This window comes from Pseudoselenomonas ruminantium (assembly GCF_900142515.1).
GTDB lineage: Bacteria > Bacillota > Negativicutes > Selenomonadales > Selenomonadaceae > Selenomonas_A > Selenomonas_A ruminantium_D.
In genome coordinates this window covers 129,408-153,963 of the sequence record NZ_FRBC01000001.1, presented here as the reverse complement: position 1 = coordinate 153,963, position 24,556 = coordinate 129,408, and the positions used below count along the sequence as shown (strand labels likewise).

General features: G+C 50.8%; 16 protein-coding genes, 1 other RNA gene and 1 riboswitch. Of the genes, 2 read left to right on the top strand and 15 right to left on the bottom strand.

All coding sequences use genetic code 11. From position 1 onward, the window contains the following. Nucleotides 1–176 precede the first annotated feature (176 nt). The 4 genes from BUB68_RS00600 to putP all read right to left on the bottom strand — a co-directional run bounded on the left by BUB68_RS00600 (nt 177) and on the right by putP (nt 5,228). On the bottom strand, nt 177–2,183 hold the full coding sequence (locus BUB68_RS00600; protein WP_073087894.1) for a methyl-accepting chemotaxis protein: 2,007 nt from the start codon (nt 2,181–2,183) through the stop codon (nt 177–179). Between the two features lie 104 nt (nt 2,184–2,287). Further along, entirely contained in the window at nt 2,288–2,752 is a 465-nt protein-coding gene (locus BUB68_RS00595; RefSeq protein ID WP_073087893.1) for a chemotaxis protein CheX, read from the bottom strand. Between the two features lie 4 nt (nt 2,753–2,756). Then, a complete protein-coding gene (locus BUB68_RS00590) occupies nt 2,757–3,620 on the bottom strand; it encodes a response regulator (protein ID WP_073087892.1) in 864 nt (287 codons plus the stop codon). A gap of 129 nt (nt 3,621–3,749) precedes the next feature. Further along, nucleotides 3,750–5,228, bottom strand: coding sequence for a sodium/proline symporter PutP (gene putP, locus BUB68_RS00585; RefSeq protein WP_073087891.1), 1,479 nt, complete (start codon nt 5,226–5,228; stop codon nt 3,750–3,752). Between the two features lie 334 nt (nt 5,229–5,562). Here putP and BUB68_RS00580 point away from each other — a divergent pair, with 334 nt between their 5' ends. Next, nucleotides 5,563–6,951, top strand: coding sequence for an NAD(P)/FAD-dependent oxidoreductase (locus BUB68_RS00580; protein WP_073087890.1), 1,389 nt, complete (start codon nt 5,563–5,565; stop codon nt 6,949–6,951). A gap of 226 nt (nt 6,952–7,177) precedes the next feature. Further along, nucleotides 7,178–8,710: an L-lactate permease gene (locus BUB68_RS00575; RefSeq protein ID WP_218587663.1), complete on the top strand. Its 1,533-nt coding sequence runs from the start codon at nt 7,178–7,180 to the stop codon at nt 8,708–8,710. Nucleotides 8,711–8,799: 89 nt separating this feature from the next. Here BUB68_RS00575 and BUB68_RS00570 read toward each other — a convergent pair whose 3' ends face one another. The 11 genes from BUB68_RS00570 to glf form a co-directional block, all read right to left on the bottom strand. Beyond that, nucleotides 8,800–10,164, bottom strand: a complete 1,365-nt coding sequence (locus BUB68_RS00570; RefSeq protein ID WP_073087889.1) for a GGDEF domain-containing response regulator — start codon at nt 10,162–10,164, stop codon at nt 8,800–8,802. A gap of 26 nt (nt 10,165–10,190) precedes the next feature. Then, on the bottom strand, nt 10,191–12,992 hold the full coding sequence (locus BUB68_RS00565) for a hybrid sensor histidine kinase/response regulator (RefSeq protein ID WP_073087888.1): 2,802 nt from the start codon (nt 12,990–12,992) through the stop codon (nt 10,191–10,193). A gap of 21 nt (nt 12,993–13,013) precedes the next feature. Then, the gene (locus BUB68_RS00560; RefSeq protein ID WP_073087887.1) at nt 13,014–15,287 is read right to left on the bottom strand and encodes an amino acid carrier protein; all 2,274 of its coding nucleotides are present in this window, start codon (nt 15,285–15,287) and stop codon (nt 13,014–13,016) included. A gap of 61 nt (nt 15,288–15,348) precedes the next feature. Continuing rightward, on the bottom strand, nt 15,349–16,233 hold the full coding sequence (locus BUB68_RS00555; RefSeq protein WP_073087886.1) for a response regulator: 885 nt from the start codon (nt 16,231–16,233) through the stop codon (nt 15,349–15,351). A gap of 43 nt (nt 16,234–16,276) precedes the next feature. After that, nucleotides 16,277–19,015 (bottom strand): response regulator, encoded by a 2,739-nt coding sequence (locus BUB68_RS00550; protein ID WP_073087885.1) that lies wholly within the window; start codon nt 19,013–19,015, stop codon nt 16,277–16,279. Continuing rightward, nucleotides 19,008–20,105, bottom strand: a complete 1,098-nt coding sequence (locus tag BUB68_RS00545) for a BMP family ABC transporter substrate-binding protein (RefSeq protein WP_073087884.1) — start codon at nt 20,103–20,105, stop codon at nt 19,008–19,010. The genes BUB68_RS00550 and BUB68_RS00545 overlap by 8 nt, the downstream gene beginning before the upstream one ends. Further along, the gene (locus tag BUB68_RS00540; protein WP_073087883.1) at nt 20,095–21,186 is read right to left on the bottom strand and encodes a BMP family ABC transporter substrate-binding protein; all 1,092 of its coding nucleotides are present in this window, start codon (nt 21,184–21,186) and stop codon (nt 20,095–20,097) included. The genes BUB68_RS00545 and BUB68_RS00540 overlap by 11 nt, the downstream gene beginning before the upstream one ends. Before the next feature lie 177 nt (nt 21,187–21,363). Then, nucleotides 21,364–21,726, bottom strand: coding sequence for a dihydroneopterin aldolase (gene folB, locus BUB68_RS00535; protein WP_073087882.1), 363 nt, complete (start codon nt 21,724–21,726; stop codon nt 21,364–21,366). A gap of 269 nt (nt 21,727–21,995) precedes the next feature. Continuing rightward, nucleotides 21,996–22,619 carry a C40 family peptidase gene (locus tag BUB68_RS00530; RefSeq protein ID WP_073087968.1) on the bottom strand — a complete coding sequence of 208 codons (624 nt, stop codon included), beginning with the start codon at nt 22,617–22,619 and terminating at the stop codon, nt 21,996–21,998. A gap of 45 nt (nt 22,620–22,664) precedes the next feature. After that, nucleotides 22,665–22,819: riboswitch (cyclic di-AMP (ydaO/yuaA leader) on the bottom strand. A gap of 173 nt (nt 22,820–22,992) precedes the next feature. Then, nucleotides 22,993–23,356, bottom strand: an RNA gene (gene rnpB / locus BUB68_RS00525) — RNase P RNA component class A. Between the two features lie 80 nt (nt 23,357–23,436). Continuing rightward, complete coding sequence (gene glf, locus BUB68_RS00520; protein ID WP_073087881.1) at nt 23,437–24,531, bottom strand: UDP-galactopyranose mutase; 1,095 nt, start codon at nt 24,529–24,531, stop codon at nt 23,437–23,439. Nucleotides 24,532–24,556: the final 25 nt, after the last annotated feature.

The following is a 24,556-nucleotide window of genomic DNA, read 5'->3' as shown; positions in this document are numbered from 1 at the left end:
CCACCATAAAATTAGCGTGAACGGCCATTTGTCTGAACGCAGTGAGTTTATGGCTGTTCACGCTAAATAAAAGGTCAAAATTTGTTTTAGTTCACGGTCTGAGCGAAGACTGGCAAAGCATCGTTGCCGCGCCACCAGCACACCGTAACAACCAAACCACGATGTAAACAACGCGCTTAAATTCTGAACTTCTCAACCTCATGGGCCAATTGTTCTGCCTGCTCCGCGAGGCCGCGGGTGGCTGCGGCAATCTCTTCGGCCGATGCCGACTGTTCCTCGGTAGTGGAGGAAACGGACTCTGCCCGATGCGCGTTGGCATGGCTGATTTCGGCAATATCCTTGACGGCCTGCTGCATGGAATCCGTGCCGTCCGATACGGACTGGATGCTCCGGGATACTTCCCGGATACCTTCCGCCAGCGCATCAATATCCATCTTGATGGACTTGAAGATACTATCTGCCTCCTTGACCGAATCAATGCTGCTGGCCACGCTTTCGGCACTTTCTTCACTGGCTGCTACCGCCTGTTTCATATCCGTCTGAATCTTGGCCACCAGATTGGCAATCTGCTGCGTGGAACTGGCGGACTCTTCGGCCAGCTTCCGGACTTCATCGGCAACCACCGCAAACCCCCGGCCATATTCACCAGCACGTGCGGCCTCGATTGCTGCGTTCAAGGCCAGCAGGTTCGTCTGCTCGGCAATACCGGAAATCATCTCTACAATTCTGCCGATTTCATCGGAACTCTTGGCCAGCTCCTTGATGGAAGACTTCACCGTATCCGTACTGTCGCTGATCGTATTCATGGATTCCACTACATTATGGATGGAATCGCGCCCTGTACTGACACTAGACACAGTCTTTTCCGTGACTTCCGCAATCTCTTTGGCGTTATCTGCTACCTTCGTGGTACGTTTCGCCATATCCACAGCGGTTTCATCGGCATGGGCTGCCGATTCCGACTGATTGTTGATACCTGCCGCAATATCTGAGATCTGCTGGGCCGACTGGCTGGCAGCGTTGGCCGACTGGTGGGAAGCAGCCGAAAGTTCTTCTGCCGAAGCCGATACCCGCTCCGCATTCTTCTGGATATGGCCAATCAGTTCCCGGATGGTGCTGCGCATTTCCTTGAAGCCCCGGGCCAGCTCTCCCAGCTCATCATTGCTGTCTACAGCCAAAGGACGGGCACGCAGGTCCCCCGTATTGATGACCTTGCATTCATCCCGCAGAGCCTCTACCGGACTGCACATCTTGTTGCCCATATACCAGATGATGGCACTGATGATCAACACCATGATGACAGCTACCAGCCCCATGATCCGCACCAGCGAATAGGCCTCGGCGCGCACTTCGGTAATGGGGGCTACCGATACGGCAATCCAGGTGCGATACCCCAGATGCACAGGGGTGAATACCGCCTGGGAAGCTACGCCCTGTGATGTCGTATATTCTGTAGAGATCTGCTTGTCCTGCTGTACCGCGCTGGTAAAACCATTTACAAGCGCGATGTCAATCTTCTTGCTGGAAACCTCCTTGGTCAGGTCCATCTTGCCTACTTCTTCCGGCAACTGGGCATAGGCAATGCAAAGGCCATCCTGGTCAGCCAGATAGACGCGGCCATGTTCCATGTATTTGATTTTTCCCACCAATTCGGTCAGGTCATCCAGCTCAACCGTACCATAGACAATGCCCGTAAGCTCACCATTTTCCAACACCGGATAGGCCAGGATGGTGATGAGCTTGCCGCTGGTCCCCGATACGGATGGCCCCGTCATAACCGGCTGTTTGGTTTCCCGCACCTTCTTGATGTAGTCCCGGCTGGTGCGGTCCATATCCTTATCCTTGTCGCTGATAGCATGGCCTTCTACATCCGAATAAGCCAGCATGGTGAAGTTCTTGCGCTTGGCCAACGCCTCTGCCAATACCTGCACCCGTTCTTCCCGGGTACCATGCCGGATAAGTGGGTTACTGGCTAAAGACTCCACTGTCAGTTCCCGCTGCTGATAGAGCTTTTCCAGCTGTTCTGCTGTACTCTTGCCGATTTCCTGAGCCAATAAATCCGTATTGCGCGTCAATGCCGAACTAGACATATAGTAGCTGATAGCAAAGAACACCAAGAAGCTGCCCACAAACAGGGGGATAAACCCTGCCAGAAATTTAAACCGCAAACTGTTAAATTTCATTTTCTCCTCCTTGTTTATAAATCCCATAAAAAATTCCTTACGAAAATAGCATTGCACACACTTCATCATGCATACAATGCTAATTTCATTTCAGCGGTATAATCTCACTGCTGTTCAACTGCAATATCTAGTTCGACTACATGGCCAGCCAGATCCATTTCCACGGTCAGATAATTCTCATCGCTGATCTTCACCTGAAAGTTCTCTCCAATAGAGAGGGACGGCGTGGAAATATCTACCTCCAGCCCCATGCCTGTAAGATTGGTAGCCGCATTGGCGGTCAGCATGTTACTCATTTCCGAAATGGCACTCTGCGCCATGGCATCAAATTCCGCCACCGGCATGCCCATCATCATGGTCGATGCAATGAATTTAGCCGTGTCTTCCGACATATTATAGACCACATTGCCCCGAATCTGTTTGGTGAAACCTACGATAACCGATACTCCCAGGCTCACCGCATTCTTGGTCTTTACTCCCATCTTCAGCCGCTTGGGCTCCGGAAAGCCCATCTGCGGCATTACGGTCGTGAATGCATCGACGAACGGATTAACTAATTTGGCATCCATCTTATCATTCTCCTTCCGCAAATCCCACACTCATATTGATATCGCCCAGTCTTGTTCTGGCGCTTATACGGAAGGTCGTAAGCTTCGGACTGGCAATGCGAATCTTACTGCCCACGATAGTGCCGGGCGGCGTGATGCGCATTTCCTTGTCCTTGAACACATCATTGATATTGGACACCCCTCGTCCCACGATGATGTTTACCGCTTCTTCTACCGATTCACTGGCTTCATCCTCCGTAATCTCATCCTCTTCCTCGGCATCGAGCATCACGGTAGCAAAATCCTTCATGGTCTTATCATCCATATAGACAATAGCGCGCCCATTTGGTATGCCCGTAAGGCCTACGATGACGGCAATACCGCTGATATCCAGGAAACTGCGCCCCTCTTCTTCCAATTCCACTTCACTATGGACACCGGTCATGCTGAAAATCCCCTGCTGCAAAGCTTTCACGAAAGGTTTGGCATAGGACTCACGCAGGACTGCTACCTTGCCCACCTTGCTCTGGCAAAGAATCATCAGGGTATCAATGAGCTCATTGATGCTGACGGGCTTCTGCAAAAAGGCACTGATACCAGCCTCCCGGCCTCTGGCTACCAAACTGGCATCCTTCATCGCGCTGATCATGACAATCTTGGCGTCAGGATCCACTGCGCGAATCCGGCGGGTGCATTCAAGACCATCAGCATCCGGAAGATTCATATCCATGGTGACCACAGCCGGCTTGTACTGTTCATAGAGCTCCACTGCTTCAGCAGCATTTTTGGCTTGTGCACATACCTCGAAGTTCGTCTTGGATAGATTTCCTTCAATCATCGCACGGCTGACCTTCGAATCATCGACGATCATTACTTTGACTTTCTCCACAAATGCTCACCTGCTTCTCTACATTCCTTACACTTGCCTACTCATAATATCATGTAATACCTGTACAATTTTCATAAATTAGATTTTCGCTATGCTGTGAGAAAATCCCTGCCTGTCAAAAAAATAATTTTAGATTTCGCTTCTGCCAACCGCATCAAATGTTTCCACAATTGACGCCGAGGGTTCCTTGTCCATTTTGCTCACCAGATAAACCGCCAGCAAAGAGAACAGGAAGCCCGGCACAATCTCGTAAAGACCGAGCCAGTCAATCTGCTTCCAGACCAGCACCGTGATGCCACCCACGATGATGCCGGCCAGCACGCCATTGCGGGTGGTGCGCCGCCAGAACAAAGCACAGAGCAGCGCCGGGCCAAAGGCCGCGCCAAAGCCAGCCCAGGCATAGGCTACCATGTCAAGGATAAAGCTCGACGGATTCAGCCCGATAAAGATGGCCAGCGAGGCGATGATCAGAACGGAAGCCCGGCTGATCCAGATAAGCTCCGTTGTCTCCGCTTCCTTGCGCAAAAGCGTGCGATAGAAATCCTGCGCAAAGGCTGAAGCTGCCACGAGCAGCTGCGCCGAAGCCGTACTCATGATAGCGGCCAGCACAGCCGAGAGAATCAATCCTGCCACAATCGGCGGGAAGAGTTCATTGGTCATCACGAGGAATACCGTTTCCGACTCTGTCCCCGTCAGCTCATGGGAAAGGAATACACGGCCCACCATGCCCACGGCTACAGCTGCCGCCAGGGACAGGACCACCCACGTCATCGCAATGCGCGTAGCCTGCTTTATTTCCTTTGAGCTGGAAATCGCCATGAAGCGCACGAGGATATGCGGCTGGCCAAAATAACCGATGCCCCAGGCCAGCAGGGAAATCAGCTCAATAGTCCCCAGCGTGGAACCATCCGGCTTGGTAAAGGGCTCCAGCATGGAATGGCTCACATCGGAGATGGCCGTGACCGTCGCCGTATAGCCGCCCATCTCCATGGCTGCCGTGATGGGCACCACCAGGATGGCGAAGAACATCATGACGCCCTGAATGAAATCCGTACGGGACACGGCCAGGAAGCCGCCCACCAGCGTATAGAACACCACGGAACCAGCGCCGATGAAGATGGCATACTGATAAGGCAGGCCAAAGACCGTTTCAAAGAGACGTCCCGAGGACACAAAGCCTGAAGATGTATAGATGGTAAAGAAAATCAGGATGAACACCGCGGGAATTGTCCGCAATAACCCGCTGTTATCCTCAAAACGATTCTCCAGGAACTGCGGCACCGTCAAAGAATTCTTAGCCAGTTCCGTATACTTGCGCAGACGGGCTGCCACAAAGTGCCAGTTGGCCCAGGTGCCCAGGGCAATGCCCACGGCAATCCAGCCCGCATTGAGACCTGCCAGATAGGCAAAGCCCGGCACGCCCATCAGCATCCAGCCGCTCATATCCGAAGCCTCGGCACTCATGGAAGTCACCCAGGCCCCAAGCTTACGATTGCCCAAAAAATAATCGCTCATATTGCGGGTACGGCGGTAATAATACACACCGATGGCCATCATCAGACCGATATACAGAATAAACGTGTTGATAATCGCTAATTGATTTGTCAAAAAAGTTCCTCCTCATTTCCATGCATTTGCAAGTTTACACTAGCAGGTTAAATTATACTTTGTTTCGCCCCCTTTTGGCAACTTTATTTTTATAGGAGCTATAATATTATCGTCATAGTTGACAGGTACACATCTAATTTTTTCGTGATTTTTTCCCTTTTGCAGGAAAAAAAACTTGCATTATCGAAAAACTTCTCGTATAATAGCTAAGGTTTTTTCGGAAACGTCCGATTCAAACGCAGATAGGCCTTAGTTTATCCATATCTATAAGGTCGCTCTGCGCTCTTTTCGTGTGTGCAGATTTATGTGCATGTTATTTTAGGAGGAAGTACCTATGAAAAAGTATGATGTTGTGATTGTGGGCGGCGGCCCGGCTGGTGTGTTTGCCGCATATGAGCTGGCAGAAAAGGCACCGGAACTGAAGGTTTTGCTTTTGGAAAGCGGCAAGGATATCTATACCCGCGTCTGCCCCATTTCCGCAGGCAAAGTAAAGAGCTGCATCGGCTGCAAGCCCTGCAGCATCATGCGCGGCTTCGGCGGTGCCGGTGCTTTCTCCGACGGCAAATACAACTTCACGACTCAGTTTGGCGGCTGGCTCAACGAGTATCTCTCCGATGAAGAAGTCATGGACCTCATCTACTATGTAGATAAGATCAACATGAAACACGGTGCCCCGGCGCAGGTCTTCAGCACCGAGAATTCCGATATCGGCTACCGCGCCCTGCAGCACGACCTGCACCTGCTCTCCGCCAGCGTGCGTCATCTGGGTACCGAAAACAATCTGGAAATGCTCAAGGCAACCTATGAATATCTGAAAGACAAAGTGGAGTTCCGCTTTGAATGTCCCGTTGCCCACATCCATTCCGATGGACAGGGCGAAAACGAAGTCGAGCTCTACGACGGGGAAAAGATTGCCGCCGAATATCTGATTGTCGCTCCGGGCCGTGCCGGTGCTGAATGGTTCTCCACCGAATGCGATGCTTTGGGCCTCAAGCAGGAAAACAACCGCGTGGACGTTGGTGTACGCGTGGAAGTTCCCGACGAGATCTGGGACCCCATCACGAGCCAGGTCTATGAAGCCAAGCTGGTCTACCGTACGAAACGCTATGGCGATCAGGTGCGTACCTTCTGCATGAACCCGCATGGCCATGTGGTCATGGAAAACACCGACGGCATCATCACGGTAAACGGCCACTCTTACAGTGACCCGAAACTCCAGAGCCGGAACACCAACTTCGCCCTGCTCGTGAGCAACCGCTTCACCGAGCCTTTCCATTCCCCGCATCAGTACGGCAAGCGCATTGCTTCCTTCTCCAACCTGCTTGGCGGCGGCATCATCGTCCAGCGCTTCGGTGACCTCATGAAGGGCCGCCGCTCCAATGCCCACCGCATGAGCAAGAGCTTCACCCGCCCGACGCTGCAGGCAACTCCGGGCGATCTTTCCCTGGTCCTGCCCAAACGCCATGTCGACAACCTCATCGAGATGATCCAGGCACTCGACAATATCGCCCCTGGCATGACCAATGACGATACCCTGCTCTATGGTGTCGAAGTCAAATTCTACAGCTCCCGGGTAAAACTCACGAACGAGCTGGAAACGGAACTTACGAACGTCTTTGCCATCGGTGATGGTGCCGGTGTAACCCGCGGCCTGTCCCAGGCCGGTGCCAGCGGCGTCTATGTGGCCAGACAGATCATTGCCCGCCACCAGTGCAATATATAGCAGCTGAAAAATCCCTTGGACACCATTTCCTCTGTCTGAGGGACACTTTTTACCATCCCGTAAATTCATCATACAATTTTTTTTATTTTTGGCAGGAAATCTCCTCTAATTAGCGAAAAAAGGCAATTATATAGATTGACAACTTTTAGTACCTGCTTATATAATGAGTTTTATCTTATTCATATATTTTTCATATTTCTATTTTAATTGGAAAGGACTTGGTATCTTGTTTCTGATTGCGCTTTCCCCAATCCTGTGGTTGGCGGTAGCTTTGTGCGTCCTGCATATGCAGCCTCATAAAGCCTGCCTGCTGGCTCTGCTGCTTTCCGCAGTCGTGGGCATCGGCCTCTATGACATGACGACGATTCATGCATTTCAGGCTTTCTTAGAGGGTGTGGCTCTGGCTTGCTGGCCCATCCTGCTCGTAATCATCGCCGCTATCTTCACCTACAACTTATCGGAATACACGAAGGGCATGGAGGGCATCAAGAAGATGCTGACCTCCGTCAGCAATGACCGCCGCGTGCTGATTCTCCTGATTGGCTGGGGCTTCGGCGGCTTCATGGAAGGCATGGCCGGTTTCGGTACGGCTATTGCCATTCCCGCCAGCATGCTGGTCGGTATCGGAGTGAACCCGATCCTGGCTGCCAGCGTCTGCCTGGTTGCCAACTCCGTACCGACAGCCTATGGCTCCATCGGTATCCCTCTGGTTACGCTGGGCAATGTCACCGGCACGGATGCCACGACGCTGGCTACCTATACCTGCCTGCAGCTGGCACCGCTCTCCTTCCTCTGCCCCTTCATCATGACACTGGTAGCCGGCGGTTCCTTCAAAGCCTTGAAGGGCATGACCACCATCTGCCTGGGCGCTGCTCTGGGCTTCCTGATTCCGGAACTGGCCGTAGCTCTGACCATGGGTCCGGAACTGGCCGTTGTAGCCGGTTCCATTGGTTCTATGGCTGCCATCGTAGCCTGCGCTAAGATGTTCCCGGTCAACGACCCGGCTTATGCGATGCCGGCTCATGAAGATGAAGCTCCGCTGACTACGGGCGATGCCATCAAAGCATGGCTCCCGTTCATCCTGATCTTCGTCTTCCTGCTGGCTACGTCCAAGCTGATTCCGGCTATCCATGACCCGCTGAACCTCATCAAATCCTCCGTACTGATTTATGACGGCGAAGGCGGCACACCCTATACCTTTACCTGGGTGGCTACGCCGGGCGTGCTGATCTTCCTGGCCGCTTTCATCGGCGGCTCCAAACAGGGTGCCAGCTTTGGTGAGATGCTCAATGTATTGAAGACCACAGTCGTCAATCTGCGCTTCACCATTGTTACCATCATCTCCGTCATCGCTACGGCAAAGGTCATGGGCTATGCCGGCATGACGCACGAAATCGCTGAAGCCGCTGTTGCCGCAACGGGCACGGCATATCCCTGCATTGCCGCTTTCATCGGCTCCATCGGTACCTTCATCACGGGTTCTGCTACGTCCAGCTGCGTGCTGTTCGGTAAATTGCAGACTGAAGCTGCTATGGCTATCGGCGCTACGCCTGCTGCACAGGCCTGGATTGCCGCAGCCAACGCTACTGGTGCCTGCGCCGGCAAGATGATCTCCATCCAGAGCATCGCCATTGCCGTGGCAGCCATTCAGGTACAGGGCGCAGACGGCAAGCTCTTGGCCTTCGCGGCTAAGGTATATGCGCCTTTCATCATCATCATGGGTCTTATCGTCTACTTTGGCCAGACCCTGGTTGGCTAAGCTAACAGAATATAAACGCCTCAAAGGGGCTGCTGCATGCATGATATCACATCATTGCGTGCAGCAGCCCCTTTCCGTTTGAGGGAGCTTTACTTGTCATAGCTTTCTTTTTCATAGATCACATATTCCATAAGATATTCGATATGGATACCGGTATGATGTTCTTCTGCCTCCCACGCATTCATAATACGGCGAAACACAGTGGGAAAATCTTCCTCGGAAAGATTCTGCAAGAGCACAAAGAACTGATTTGACTTGTGCCGAAGTATCATATCGCTTTTCCGCAATGAATCCTGCAGGCAGAGGCCGAATTTTTCCGCAACATCCTTCAGTCTGTACGGACGTTCCCCATCAGAACCTTCTGCTGACAGAATGAACATCAGCTTGACGATCATGCCGCCGTATCGCTTGTAGAACTGACGGATGAAACGATAGATAAGAGAAAACTGCTCGAGGTTCAGCAAAAGTGCGCCCCCTCTGCCATGCCGTCCCTCGACAATCTGCGTGATGCGGGCAAACTCCTTTTTGATATCATCATCTCCGGATAGGTCATGCTCTCCTTCCTGTCCATATATCCTGCTGCCGTTCTTGCCGTTTTGTTTCACCTTGTAAAGGGCACTGTCTGCCAGGGAAAACAGGATCTCGTAGTCCCGGCCGTATTCCGGTACCAAAGCTGCACCGATGGAAATGTTCAGCGGAATATCAAAACCAGCCCCTGCCAATCTGACCGCTTCTTTGTGCAGTTCACCATTCAGTCTGTGATGAAGGCTGGACAGCGCAGTTTCATCGTTCATATAACCGAAAAAACCCATGAACTCGTCCCCGCCGACCCTTACCATGACATCCTGTGCCCGGATGTTCCGTCTGATTACGTCAGCAAACGCCACCAAGAACTTGTCGCCCATGCTATGGCCATAGAGATCGTTGACCAGCTTGAAGTTGTCAAGATCCAGAATCATCAGCATACCGGACCGCTCCGCACAGAGTTTTGTCAGCTTGCTGGTGCCTGCTGTTTTATTCAAAAAACCAGTCAGCTTGTCGAGAGCCGCTTCCTCTTTCAGATTTTCGATGTCCTTAGTATGCTTGACGGCATTCATGATTCGTTTGATGAGGATATCCTTATGGACAGGTTTACGGATAAAATCGGAAGCTCCCTGTTCCAGGCTGCGCCGCTCTGCCTCACTTGTCTCTATGCCGCTCAGGAATATGATTGGTGTGGGTTTCCGCGCCGCATGTTCTTCCATCCGGCGCAGTTCCTGATAGGTTTCAAATCCGTCCATTTCTGTCATTTGTATATCCAACAAAATCAGATCGGGTATATTTTTCGTCATGAATTTCAAGAGCTCCCGCCCGGAACGCAGGCAGCTGACACGCATATCCTGCTCCCGCAGGATACGCTTTATATGCGTCAGCGTCAGTGTTTCATCATCAACAACAACAATCCAGTACCCCATATTTATCTGCTCCTATTCTCCCCACTTCAGCCATTGTCGAGCAATGACAGGATGCTCTCGTAGTCAAAATGCTCGGCAGCCTGCTTGAGTTTTTTATAGAGTTCGGCATCCTGCGCCGGGATACGATACTCCTCCATCTCAGCAAAAATATCTTCCAGGCGATCGCAGTCCATATCCTCCGCAGCCGCGCGCACTTCTTCATAGACACCTTCCATCAAATCCCTGTCTGCTTCCGGCTTCTCATCTTCTACTGCCGTCTCCCCTGCCGCAAAGACCTCTGCCAACTGAACCTTGAAACTCCGATATGTCTCCAGAAAACTTTCATGATGCATACGGATATAGTCCATATTTCCAGCTTTGCCAGCATTTTCCAGCATCTGCGCTTCCTCACCGAAGTCCTTTGCACCGATGATCCTTGCTGAACTCTTCAACGCATGAACCTTGATCGTATAATCTTTGAGATTCCGATTCTCATAAAAGCCCTCGATTGTCTCTGCCATCTCATCAACGGATTCATAGAATATCTGCAACAAAGGCAGATAGGCCTCGACTGAACCGCTGTTCTTTATGCCCTGGGCCAGATCCAGCCAGCCTGCTCCTTTAAGCGGTGCCAGACTGTCCGGAACCTCCAGGGTTTCCTGTGCCGCTGCCACCTCTGCTCCTGCTTTCTGGATTTTTTCCTTCGGCAGATAATCCAGTAACATATCCTCCAATTTATCGGCATCTATGGGCTTGGTCAGATAGTCGTGGAAACCAGCCGCCATGTACTGCTCCCGTGCGCCGGAGATGGCATTGGCAGTCAGGCTGATCACCGGCGTATCCATATTCGGCCCGTCTTCCTGCGCCTGCAGCTCGTGCAAGGTCTCAATACCGTCCTTGCGCGGCATCATATGGTCGAGGAAGATGATATCGTATTTTTTCTCCCTGGCCAGCAAAAGCCCTTCATCGCCATCATTCGCCGTATCGATCTGAATCTGCGTCTTCTTGATCAATCCCTTGAACACCGTCAGGTTCATCGGATTATCATCCACCACCAGAGCCAATGCCTCCGGAGCCGTGAATTTCTCACGATACTTCTTATGCCCTTTCAGCAGAGCCTGATAGGACGCCTTGTAATCCCCCAACGGCTCCCATTTGACCACACGCTGCCGCAGCTTGAAGAAGAACGTGGAACCAACGCCATAGACACTTTCCACCTGCAAGGAGGAACCCATCTTTTCCAGCAGGTTCAACGTGATGGCCATACCCAGTCCAGTGCCTTCCACATTGCGGTTACGCTTTTCTTCGATGCGCTCAAACTTGGAAAACAATTTCTCCATATCCTCCGGCTTGATGCCGATACCGGTATCCTTGATCTCCACATAGAGCAGCACATTGTCCGGCTCCTCCGGGATCCGCTCGAAACTCACCGAAAAGGTTACTGTACCTTTTTCCGTATATTTCACCGCATTGGTCAGGATATTGGTGATGACCTGCTTGACACGAACCTCATCACCAAAGAGCAGCTTGGGGGTCTCCTGGTCGAATTCTACCTCAAGAGCCAGCCCTTTGACATCAGCCCGGATGCGGATCATATTCACCAAATCGTTAAGCATGGAGGAAAGGTCATAATCCACAGGGATGATTTCCAGCTTCCCTGCCTCTATTTTGGAGAAGTCCAGGATATCGTTGATGATTCCGAGCAGCGTATTGCCCGCTGTGTGGATATTCTCGGCATACTCGATCACGTTTTGCTCGCTGCTCTCACGCAGGATCATCTCGTTCATGCCCAGCACCGCATTGATCGGTGTCCGTATCTCATGTGACATGTTCGACAAGAAAGCAGACTTCGCCTGGCTGGCGGCAGCAGCGCTCTCCGCTTTTCGGTTGTACTCCTGCGCCAGAAGATTTTTCTTTTCATAACGCGCCATGAAGACAAGGATTATGGAAATGACCAGCACCGATATGATGATGGTCAGGATAAACAAGCGCCTGAGCTGAGCAAAGGCAGATGTTGCATCGAACACAGACAAACATAACCAGCTGTTTCCCACCGGCACCATGTAAACAATGTACTCCGCATCATTGAAATGGAACGAAAAGTAATTTTTATCCGCCGAACGCAGCTTATCGATAAGCGCCCTGCCAAAGGTTCCCTCCTCCTTGATATAACTTTTGCCAACCTCTTCCCTATCGGAATGCGCGATAACCTGATAATTCCGGTCAATGACGATCTCGATATCCGACTCGGTGCGTTTACTCAGTTCCTCCGTCATCGTCTGCAGATTTTCCAGCGATAGGTCTATCGCTGCTACGCTCTTTACGTCGCAGAGCGACTTAGCTAACGTGATCATCATGGTATGCGTTTCTGCGTCAACATATGGACCGACAATAGTCACTTTCCCGATATTCGCCATCGCGCCACTGTACCAGGGGCGTTCCTTGGGAGCATAATCGGCATCGGGGACCCAACCAATTCCATCGAGCCAATCATCCTCCACCAGAGCGTATATCCCCGTCGAATTGCCAGAGGTGATCTGTACTACTGCAGCAGACTGGCTTACGAGCATATCGCGCATTTCCGAATGTGCCCTGCCTTCACGTATCATATTGTCAAGGCTATGGGACGCCACTCTTATGATGTCAACGCCTGTGGAGAGATAATTGTTTATCTGCTCCGCTGACTTGGTCGCCACCAGCTCTCTGTTGACGATAATCTTCTCTCTCATCTCAGACTGAAGCATGGAGTAATAAGCCATGACCACGGCCAGGAAAAACAGGATGATGATTGTGGTCATATCTACTTTCTTCAGGACGGAGCCGGCTTTATTTTCCTTTTTCACATCCATATTTCTTCCTCCTGACAGAGATTACCGGACTATCGTAACATCACTGCCGAACCACTTTTTGGAAATCCTGCCCAAGGTTCCATCCGCTTTCATGTCGCGGATGATTTTCTGTACCTTGTCCCGCAGTCCCCTGTCCTCTTTCCTGAAGCCTATAGCCAAATCCTCTTCCCTAAGGCTGTCGGAAAGGACAAAATACCGTTCGCTGCTTGAACCGATAAAATAACAAGCCGTCAGTGAATCCACCAGACCGGCATCCAGTTTTCCAGCCTGCACTTGCCGGAGGACCGCCATGTTATCATCCAGGGGCACCACCGTGATATCCTTGCGGATATCTGAGCTGTACAATGCATCCTGCGTTGTCGAACCAGCCTGCATGCCAACTTTCTTGCCCTTGAGGTCACTCATCCATACCACGCTGCTGTCACCACGGATGACGAAAACCAGATTCTCTTTTATATACGGTTCTGACATACTCAGTTCTATGCCAGGTTCGGTTATCACAGACATACCACCAATACAATCGATCATTTCCTCATCCAATTCCTTTTCCTTGTTTCCCCAAACAATAGGCCGCGCTACGAAACCAACCCCAAGTCTGGAACAGATTTCCCGCCCCAGATCGACGTCAAATCCGACAAACTCCCTGTTTTCATCGATAAAACTCATAGGCGGAAAGTCAACATCAAAGCCAAAGATAAGACTGCCCTTATCCAGAACCCTTTGCAGGGAAACATCCTGCTGACGGACAGTGTCCTGCGGGCCGCTGCCAAAGGTGACTATGGCTATCGGCAGCAAGGCCGCACAAACAGACACGATCAGCAACTGCCGCAGCTCCCCGGACATGGGCTTTTTCTCCGCTGCAGCCGGTACGTTTTCCACTGTACACGCTTCCCGCTGCGCATCATAATCCTTCACGAGTCTTCTGAGCGTAAAGGAAAGAAGCAACAGGCCAATCAGATTCGGCACAGCTATGAGCCCGTTCAAGGTATCTGAGATATTCCATATATTATTCATGAACTCATTGCCGGAAGCATCGAACAACTGCGCACCGGAGGCGCCGATGAAAATCATCGCCAGCAAGAGCAATTTCAGGATGGCCTTGAACCGCACACCAAACAGATACGTCATCGCCGTTTCTGCGTACCAATACCAGCCCAGGATTGTCGTGAAAGCAAAAAGCATCAGACAAAGAGCCAGGATGTACTTGCCTTCCGTTCCCAAGGCAAGTTCAAAGGCCAGTAGTGCCAGCTGCGCCCCTGTCAGATCAGGTGCGTATGCCATCGTACCGGTCACCAGGATGACAATGCCCGTTATGGTACAGATGACAAAAGTATCCAGAAACACCTCAAAGATGCCATAAAGTCCCTGCTGAACAGGATTGGCGTTATCGGCTGTAGCATGAGCCATAGGGGCAGATCCCATTCCGGCCTCATTGGAGAACACGCCACGGGCGATTCCTCTCTGAACGGCTTCCATCACGGCCCAACCAGCCACGCCGCCAGCGATGACCGATGAATCCGGGCCGCAGAAGGCCATGCGGAACGCTTCAGCGATAATCGCCGGAATCTGGGCTGAGCAGCTCAAGAAAATGATACCGACACTCACCATGTAAAAAACGATCATGAAGGGAACGACAAGCATTGTCACCCGGGAAAGATTGGCGAATCCGCCGATGATGACCAAACCAACCAAGACAGCCAGCGTAACGCCGCTGTATAAATGATCCAGATTCCAACCCATGAACAACGCTTCAGCAGCTGAGTTCGCCTGAACTGCCGCACCAATGCCAAAAGAAGCCAGGAACGTGAGGAGCGCGAACAACATTGCCAGCAGCTTCCCGATGTGCTTCCATAGACCGCCCCATTCGCCCAGACCATACTCCAGGATATACATGGGACCGCCACGCCAATCGCCCTGAGAATCCCTTTTCCTGTAATAGACAGCCAGTGTTACCTCTGCGAACTTGGTACACATGCCAAAAAAAGCCGAAATCAGCATCCAGACAAGTGCCCCGGGGCCAGCCAGATGAAGGGCCGTGGCCACTCCCGCCACATTGCCGGTTCCCACCGTCGCAGCCATCGCCGTAACCATCGCCGCGAAAGAAGATATGGATTTATCCTCCTCACTTTTTTCCCGAAAGCTGAAGACTTCAGCTATGGCCGGAAAAAAATAGCGGATTTGAGGCATCCCCAACAGAAATGTCAGATAAATGCCTGTCCCCACCAGCAAGGTAAGGCCGGGAGGGCCCCAAACAAAGTTGTTGACCACCCCGTTGATTTGCATAATCGTTTCCATAGAGCCCCCTGTCCTCTCTCAAATGCCAAATCTGGCTGGCATTTTCCCCATTTTATTTTGGTCAGAGTTTTGATTGCAGATAGCTCAGCAGCTTCTCTCTCGTGGTTGATTTGAGGACATAGCCATTCGGCTTCAGCTGCAGCACACGCTCCACCTGCTCCTTGGTGCCAACACCGGTCAGGAACACCACCGGAATCCCCTGCGTAGACGGATCCTGCCGGAGCATTTGGAATACCTGTGGCCCGTCTACCACCGGCATTTCGTAATCCAATAGGATCAGCGCCACTGTATTCTTAGCCAAAAAAGTGATTGCCTGTATGCCCGCTGTAACGATGCTGACCTGATAGACATCCTTCAGCCACTCCCGCACCATTCTCGCATAGGATGGATCATCATCCACAATCAGGATATGCTTTCTCCTCTTATCACGAGCTCCTGGCAATATCCCTTCCGTCACGGCCAGTTCCAGATCTTCCATCTTCAACGGCCGGTCCAGCCAGCCTACATGAAGCATATCAAAAACCCGTCCCGCCAGATCATCGCGATCGCATTTGTCCCCAATGACAATGACATCCCCATTCATTTCCTGGATCACCGCATAAATATGCTCCAGCCAGTTGAGTTTGAGCACGTCTTCCGTGATCTTATTGGGCAGGTAGAGGATAAACAGTTGTTTTCCTTTATCATTCATTTTGGGAATCGTTCCCTGTTCCTGCGTAACAATGGAAACATTGCAGCCAAGTTCCTTCAGCTTCCGCTCAATTCCTTTCACCACCACGCTGTATTTGCACATGACAATCACAACGTTCTTTCCATCTTTTTCCTGGGACTCCTGATTCTCCTGAATCACTGGATCATCTTTATTCTCTTGTTTTTCTTTGCCTGCTGCGCTCTGTATGCTGTCCTGGACTTCTTTGACTTCTTTGATTTCTTTGCTATCACTCATATTTTTCACCCCATGCAATCTATAAGCTAACGGTCAGACCTCTTCACTGCTGCAAAAGCTTCACGATGGCATCGTAATCAAAACGCGCTGCCGCATCTTTCAACTTCTCCCAACGCTCTGCCTCTTTCCCGGGGATACGATACTCCTCCATCTCCCCGATTATTGCCTCCAAACAGTCACAATCCATGCTTTCAGCAGCCGTCCGCATTTCCTCAAAAACACTTTCCAACAAGGTATCATCCGCCTCTGGCTTCTCCGCCAGTTCTGCGGCATCTGCGGCAAATACTTCTGCCAATGGGGCCTTGAAACTTCTGCACATTGCCAGGAAATCATCATGATGTGCGAGGATATATTCCATGTCCCCGCTCTTGCCTGCATTTTCCAACAGCTGTGCCTCTTCGCCACAGGCAGTTGCCCCGATGATGCGCGCCGAACTCTTCAGGGCGTGCACCTTGATGGTATAGTTCTTCCAGTCCTGCCTGTCATAAAAATCTTCTATCTCCGCAGCTTTTTCTTCCAAGGACTCGTAGAAGATTTTGAGCAGCGGCAGATACGCTTCGGACGAACCGCTATTCTTGATGCCCAGAGAAAGGTCCAGCCAATCCTCCCCTTCCAAAGGCTTCAGCTTATCCGGTACCTGCATCATTTCCTCGTCTTGTGTTTTCTCATCATCTGCTGCTAAGATCTTTTCCTGCGGCAGATATTTCAACAGCATGTTCTCTAATTTATTTGAATCGATGGGCTTGGTCAGATAATCATCAAACCCCGCCTTTATATACTGTTCCCGCGCATTGGCCAAAGCATTAGCCGTAAGACAGATCGTCGGGGTCAGCAGATTGGGATTATCCGCTTGTTCCCGCAGTTCGCATAGCGTCTCGATCCCATCCTTATGCGGCATCATATGGTCAAGAAAAATAGCGTCGTATTTTTGCCCTTGGCAAATTTCCAGACAGGCATCGCCACTCTCCGCTGTATCGATCTGTATCTTCGTCCGCTTCAACAGATTCTGGAATACCACCAGATTCATATGGTTATCATCCACCACCAGCACGCGGGCATCAGGAGCCGTGAATTTTTCCTGATAATTTTCCTGACTGTCCAGACTTTCATGATAAGAAGCTACATAGTCGCCTAAGGGCTCCCAGTTTATCACTTTCTGTTTCAGCACGAAGGAGAAAACAGAACCATGCCCATAGATGCTGTCCACCTGCAGGGTGCTTCCCATCAGCTTCAACAGATTCATGGTAATCGCCATGCCCAGGCCAGTTCCCTCGATATGACGATTACGCTTTGCTTCTATGCGTTCAAACTCTACGAACAGCTTCGTCATATCCTTTTCCTGGATGCCAATGCCGGTATCCTGAACCGTCACCCGCAAAAATACGCTATCCGGATCCTCCGGGATCCGTTCATACCCCATAGAGAAGGAAATCTTTCCTTTTTCCGTGTATTTCACCGCATTGGTCAGGATGTTGGTGATGATCTGCCTGATGCGCATCTCATCGCCATAAAGGACTGCCGGCAGAGTCTTGTCGAAGTCCAGTTCCAGTTGAAGCCCCTTTTCCTGTACACGTGGCTGGAGCATATTCACCAGATCGTTGATAACGGATGTCAGATCATACTCAGTCGGGATGATTTCAATCTTGCCAGCCTCAATCTTGGAGAAATCAAGGATCTGATTGACCAGTCCCAGAAGTGTCCGGCCAGCGTTTTTCACATTCCCGGCATACTCCCGGATATTTTTCTCCCGACACTCCCGCAAGATCATTTCATTCATACCGATGATGGTATTGATGGGGGTGCGGATTTCATGAGACATATTGGCCAGGAAATCGCTCTTGGCCTTGGATGCCTCTTCAGCCTGGGCTTTCGCTTCTTTGAGCGCATCACTTTCCCGGATCTTCAGCTGGGCCTGCATCAGATACAAGGCACCAATGATGACCAGTATCATCAACAAACCGAACACATAAACCACCAGCAGCGTGATGCGCTCAATCCCCTCCGAAGCTTTGGCCTGAGGTACAAAACCAGCCAGCAGATAATCCGTCCCCGGGATTTCCGCCTCAAACATGATCAGATCACCATGGGGAGAATGATACGTACGGGCAGCGGCCACAGAGACTTCCATCTCCCGATGCATGGAACGATAGAATGCCTTGGTTTCCTCGCGTTGCATGAACGCGATATCTTCGTCATCACTCTGGGCAAAAGGAATGATGATATCCTCCTCACGGCTGACCACCATAGCCCTGCCGATGTCCTCATAGCAGTGCAACGAGAAATTATCCATCAGGGTTTCCTGAGGGAAGAAACGATATAAGACGTATTTGATATTCTCTCCATGAAAGATTGGACAGGTAAACAACAGTCCTGAGCCCTGTACAAAAGTGATGGCCTTAAACCCGCGAAAGGAAGTCTGTATGCCATCATATTGGCCAAAAGGAAGCTTTTCCCCATATATGGCCTGCCCATCGAGAGCAAGCAGACCATGCCGGACGCCCTTCTCATTGAAAATAAATGGCACCAGCCTGTCCATTTCCTCGGGAGCAGCCTCAATCTTCGAGGCGATGTAGCCCAGGTTCTTCAATTCCGACTCCAGATTCTCCGCCGCCTGGCCAGCCAAAGCCTCCGCCTGGCGCCTGGTCTGCTTTTCGGTATACATGATAAGGAGGTCACTCATCCGATCCCTGAACATGAAACCAACCAGCAGCAACACCAGACCGAAAATAGCCATCATCAGGGCAGCAATCCGTTTCCCCTTCAGGGCAGCAAGACTAATCATGAACCGCTACCCCCTCGACAAACCATTCCATTCCATTGAACAGCTGACGGTCACTGATGCGTTCTCCCTCATCGCAGCGAAGCCGGCCTTTATTATCATAAATGACGCCGGTGAAAACACCTTCCCTGCGGATGCGCTGATATTCTGCATCGACCAAAGCCTTCGTCTGCTCCGACACCAATGGTGACAGCTCACTGAGCCGTACCCCCTTCTCTTCCATATCCAGCCAGTACCCCTGCGACATATTCACCCTGCCGCTCAAATAATCCCCCAGCACTTTTTCATAAACCACATCCCAATCATACAGGGCAGCTGTCAGGAAGCGTTCGGAATACTGCTCATATTGGGCATCATAACCTGTGGAAAAAAGGTTCCGCGCCTCTGCCTCCCTTATGGCATAAGGCTTATCCGTATGATAGGTGATGACATCTGCCCCTTCGGCGGCCATGCTGGCCACACTTTTCCGTTCTTTCTGCTCATCATCCCAGCTGCCGATAAAATGAACGATCAGCTTCGCCTCCGGATTTGCCCGGCGTATCCCTTTGGCATAGGCATTGATGTTACGATTGGTCTGAGGATTCGGCATCCCTGCCACAAAACCTAATACGCCCGTCCGGCTGGCAGCCCCGGCCACGATTCCCGCCAGGTAGCGCGCCTGATACAAACGAGAAAAATAATACGTGCTGTTTTTGGCATTCCCCTTGCCAGAAATGCTGAAGAACGCAACGCCGGGGTATCGATCGGCCAGCCCGCTCACATAATTGCCATAACCAAAACTGGTCAGGAAGATGGCCTGTGCTCCGTCTTGGATCAACTCTTCCACCGCCGTATGCAGCTCACTTTGCTTTTCCGGCACAAATTCACGCAGGATAAGCCTGCAGCCGTGCCCCTGACAGGCATGCAGCAGACTGCTGTAATGGCCTTCATTCCAGCCTCTATCGGCCAGCGAACTGGCCAGGATCACGCCGACAGTAACCTGACGCTCCTCACTGGGCAGCCGGAAGCTCTGGATCACGCCAATGATAGCCATGACCATGAACGCCACCAGCAGCAGGGGAATCCTACTCTGTTTCCATGCTCTACTGTTCAACAGAAACGCCCTCCACATACCAGTCCAATGCATTCAGCATCGCTCCATCTGACATCGCTTCCCCCGCTTCCACGCGGAGCCTGCCCTGGTTATCCCGGATTGGTCCATAAAACACGTCAAACTCCCGGCTCCGAAGCCGTTCCTGTGCGGCTCTGACCACTTCTTTTGTCTGCTCACTGACCTGCGGGGAATAATCGGCCAATTTTATGACACCATCTTCCATGGCAATCCATTGGTTGCTTCCATAGAATTTTCCCGTCAGACACGCCAATATCTGCTGGCGGTAATATCCGCTCCAATCCCATGCGCTGGCCGTCAGGTATTTATCCGAAAACATATCCCGATTGTCCCAGTTATAGCCAATGGAATATATGCCTCTTCTCTCCGCCACCCAATTCGGTGCCAGAGAATTGGTGTGCATGGCCAGCACATCAATGGGATGATTATCCAGCAGAGCCTGACTTTCACGCTCAGCCGGCAGATCTTCCGTCCAGGAACCGCAATAACGCACATACACCTGCGCATCAGGGCGAACACTGCGCGCCCCTAAGGTGAAAGCATTGATTCCCCGAATGACCTGGACAATGGGAAAGGCTGCCACATAACCGATCCTGCCTGTTTTGGACTCCATCCCTGCGACAATGCCGGACAGATACCGTGCCTGATACATCCGGCCAAAATAAGTGGATAGATTTCCCTTCCTGTCCAAGCCGCCCGCATGCAGGAAATAGACATTCTGAAAGGCGTTTGCCGCTTTCTTCATATCACTGCCATAATCAAAAGAAGCCCCCACGATGATTTCGCAGCCTTCCCGTTGAACCAATTCGACAATCGTTGCATAACATGCGTTAGGGACATTCTCCCGGCAGATGATGTTCAGGTTCAGGTCATCCTGCAAGGATTTTATGGCTTCATAATGAGACTGACAATAGCTCCTGTCATCATGATTCCCGCTCAGGAGCAGGCCCACCTTTGTGGTTTTAGCAGTAACGTCCGTCTCCGTCCAACTGTCTTTGCTCAGAAAGATGCCTGTGATTGCTGCGGCAAAGACCAGTCCCACCAATATGAGTATCTTTCTCAACAAGATTCCCCCTCACTATGCACACTTCTCAGAGGATCTGTATTCCATAAGGCTTCATATGACTACCCGATTATGAAAAATATTCGTCAAAAAAATAAAAAAACCTCTAAATCCGACAATAATTTGAAAAGGGCTGTTGCATAATAATATGCAACAGCCCTGTCTTCGCGTATGTGATTATTTCTGATGACGAACCACTTCTACCTCGACATAATCCATCGGGCCGGAAATCGGCACCGATGGTTTGCGGATGCGAGCCATCGCCGTCTTGAAATGCGGATATTTCGCCAGCAGCTTATCGCCGATAGCAGCAGACAAAGTACCCAGCATAGTATAGCGTTTATTCTCTGTGATATCCCGGACGATATCATAGACAGCCGCCGTATCAACACCATCTTTCAGCTCATCCGTCTCTACGAGCTTATCGTCTTTGGTTTCGATTTCCACATCAATGTAGAATTTCTGCCCCTGCTCGCGTTCATATTCATAAACGCCATGGAAACCGTAGAACATCATGTTGAGAATTCTCACTTTTGCCATTGTGGTCAACTCCTATCACATATAATCCAGCTTTGCCTGTAGACTGATTACAGGGTCTTTCTTGTGTATTTCGCTAAACCACGACAATTTCCTGCTATTATAATAAATTTTAATCGTCAATCGCTAAACATTTCTTCCCAGCCAGCATAGGCACAAACCAGGAAAACAAGCACAGCCAAAAATAAGTCCCCCATAATTGATCCCCCTTGAGCTGCTATGAAATCATAGCAAGAAAAATAGGAGAGGCTCCGCCTCTCCACAAAACGTCATCACATCACCCGGCGGGCACCAACATAGCAATTGCTCCAATAAGAGCTGTCCAAAGATGCTACGCTGACTCCCTGACTGGAGGACGCATGAATAAACTGACGATCGCCAAGATAGATGCCTACATGAGACACACCCGGGCAATACGTCGAAAAGAATACTAAATCCCCTGGCATCATTTCACCAACCGGCGAACCTACCTCATACTGCACATCGGCCGTGCGCGGCAGATGAACACCAGCATGAGCAAACACGTACTGTACGTAGCCAGAGCAGTCAAAACCGCTGGGACTGGTACCACCGAATACATACGGCACACCAAGATACTGCATGGATTCGGAAATGATCGTACGGTTAATGTAGTTGCCGCCATGGGAAACCACCGGCATGGATTTGCCGAGAAGTGCCGTATAAGTGGACGGCCCTACCTGTCCATCTGCAGCCATCCCATGGGAAGACTGGAATACCTTGACTGCCTCAGCCGTGGCCGGACCGAAGTCCCCATCTGCCGATACATCGTAGCCAAGACGGACCAATTGTCCCTGGATCTCAGCCACCTCTGTGCCCTGATCTCCTACGCGGAATGCAGATGCATTACACACAGAAAACATGGACATAAGGATCATGGACAGCGCAAATACACGCTTTGTTGCTTTTTTAAACAAAAAGCCAACTCCTCTCTCTGTTCGCTTACGAGGTTAGCTGCCGGGCTCGGGTAGAGAAGACCACCCGCTTCATTACTTGTACTGCAAGATCAGCACAATCTGACGTTCGCCCCAAAAACCTGGTTCCCCCGCTCCTGGGCTGGATTCAGCTTAATCCTATGTTCTTTTTTACACCCATTTATAGATATACGACATAAAATGCCGCAATCCTGCAAATATTTTTTAACAACACGAAATTCTGTATAACTCTAAATAATTTTCAGTTTCTTTTCAGAATTCATGCTGACATGAAAAGTGGCTGTCATTACGACAGCCAACCTATTTCCATTTAAGTTGAATAAGCAATCAATAAGCCGAGTTTTGTTCCAATCACAGATGTGATGGCGACAATCATTTATCTAGGCACGGCAGTTGCCTGCCGGCTCAAGCGACTCAACCCGGAAGGTTCCGCGGGCCGCATCATCCCTTCCCTATTTGGTCTTGCTCCGTGTGGGGTTTACCCAAGCCGGCCAGTCACCTGACCGCTGGTGCGCTCTTACCGCACCTTTCCACCCTTACCAGAAAATCTGGCGGTCTAAATCTCTATGGCACTATCCCTAAGGTCACCCTCGCTGGACGTTATCCAGCACACTGCCCTATGGAGCCCGGACTTTCCTCATCTGGCGTCAAGCGCCAGCCGCGATTGTCTTGACAACTTACTTCAACGGAAGTGATTATAACACATTTAGGAGGTTCCTGTCAAATCAGGTGCTAATCCTCAGATACGCCGTCCTCCGCCTTATTGCAGCTCCTGTGCCGCACAGGTCAAAGCACTCTTGATGACATCATCCATATCATAATATTTATATTCAGCCAGCCGCCCGCCAAAGATGATATTCTCTTCCTTTGCGGCCAACGCTGCATACTGCTGATAGAGCGCCTGATTGCGTTCATTATTGACCGGATAGTAAGCTTCTTCTCCCGGCTGCCAGTCAGCAGGATATTCCTTCGTCACATAGGTAACCGGCTGGGTGCCGAATTCAAAATGCTTATGTTCGATCACGCGGGTATAAGGAACTTCCCGTTCCGTATAATTCATAACCGCCACGCCCTGATGGTTCACTTCTTCCAGACGCTCCGTCTCAAAGCGCAGGCCGCGGTACTCCAACTGTCCCAGCTTGTAATCAAAGTAAGCATCCACAGGGCCGGTGTAGACTACTTTATGAGCGATACCTTCATACTCTGCACGAACTTCATTATAATCCACACCTGTCCGCACCTCGATACCATCCAAGAGGGCATCAATGAGCTTATTGTAGCCACCAACAGGAATGCCCTGATAACGATCATTGAAATAGTTGTTATCAAAGGTATAGCGTACCGGCAGACGCTTGATGATGAAGGCAGGCAGTTCCGTGCAGCTGCGCCCCCACTGCTTTTCTGTATAGCCCTTGATCAACTTCGTATAAATATCCGTACCAACCAAAGAGATTGCCTGCTCCTCCAGATTCTGCGGCTCACCCTTGATGGCCGTGCGCTGTTCTGCAATCTTCGCCGCAGCCTCTGCCGGCGTTACAATCCCCCAGAGCTTGGCAAAAGTATTCATATTGAACGGCAGATTGTAAAGCTCTCCCTTATAATTCGCAACAGGAGAATTCACATAATTATTGAACTCCACAAACTGGTTCACATACTCCCACACATCTTTATAGGATGTATGAAAAATATGGGCACCATACTTATGGATATTGATCCCATCCTTCTCTTCGCAATAGATATTGCCACCAACATGGTTCCGGCGTTCAATCACCAGCACAGACTTGCCTGCCTTCCTGGCCTCATGAGCGAATACTGCACCAAACAAGCCACTGCCTACGATCAGATAATCGTACATAACCCATCTACCTCCATAAAAAGCT

Excerpts from the sequence above, each read along its gene's own strand:
- BUB68_RS00600 (WP_073087894.1), bottom strand. The coding sequence starts at position 2,183 with ATGAAATTTAACAGTTTGCGGTTTAAATTTCTGGCAGGGTTTATCCCC.
- BUB68_RS00595 (WP_073087893.1), bottom strand. The coding sequence starts at position 2,752 with ATGGATGCCAAATTAGTTAATCCGTTCGTCGATGCATTCACGACCGTA.
- BUB68_RS00580 (WP_073087890.1), top strand. The coding sequence starts at position 5,563 with ATGAAAAAGTATGATGTTGTGATTGTGGGCGGCGGCCCGGCTGGTGTG.
- BUB68_RS00570 (WP_073087889.1), bottom strand. The coding sequence starts at position 10,164 with ATGGGGTACTGGATTGTTGTTGTTGATGATGAAACACTGACGCTGACG.
- BUB68_RS00565 (WP_073087888.1), bottom strand. The coding sequence starts at position 12,992 with ATGGATGTGAAAAAGGAAAATAAAGCCGGCTCCGTCCTGAAGAAAGTA.
- BUB68_RS00560 (WP_073087887.1), bottom strand. The coding sequence starts at position 15,287 with ATGGAAACGATTATGCAAATCAACGGGGTGGTCAACAACTTTGTTTGG.
- BUB68_RS00555 (WP_073087886.1), bottom strand. The coding sequence starts at position 16,233 with ATGAGTGATAGCAAAGAAATCAAAGAAGTCAAAGAAGTCCAGGACAGC.
- BUB68_RS00550 (WP_073087885.1), bottom strand. The coding sequence starts at position 19,015 with ATGATTAGTCTTGCTGCCCTGAAGGGGAAACGGATTGCTGCCCTGATG.
- folB (WP_073087882.1), bottom strand. The coding sequence starts at position 21,726 with ATGGCAAAAGTGAGAATTCTCAACATGATGTTCTACGGTTTCCATGGC.
- BUB68_RS00530 (WP_073087968.1), bottom strand. The coding sequence starts at position 22,619 with ATGATCCTTATGTCCATGTTTTCTGTGTGTAATGCATCTGCATTCCGC.
- glf (WP_073087881.1), bottom strand. The coding sequence starts at position 24,531 with ATGTACGATTATCTGATCGTAGGCAGTGGCTTGTTTGGTGCAGTATTC.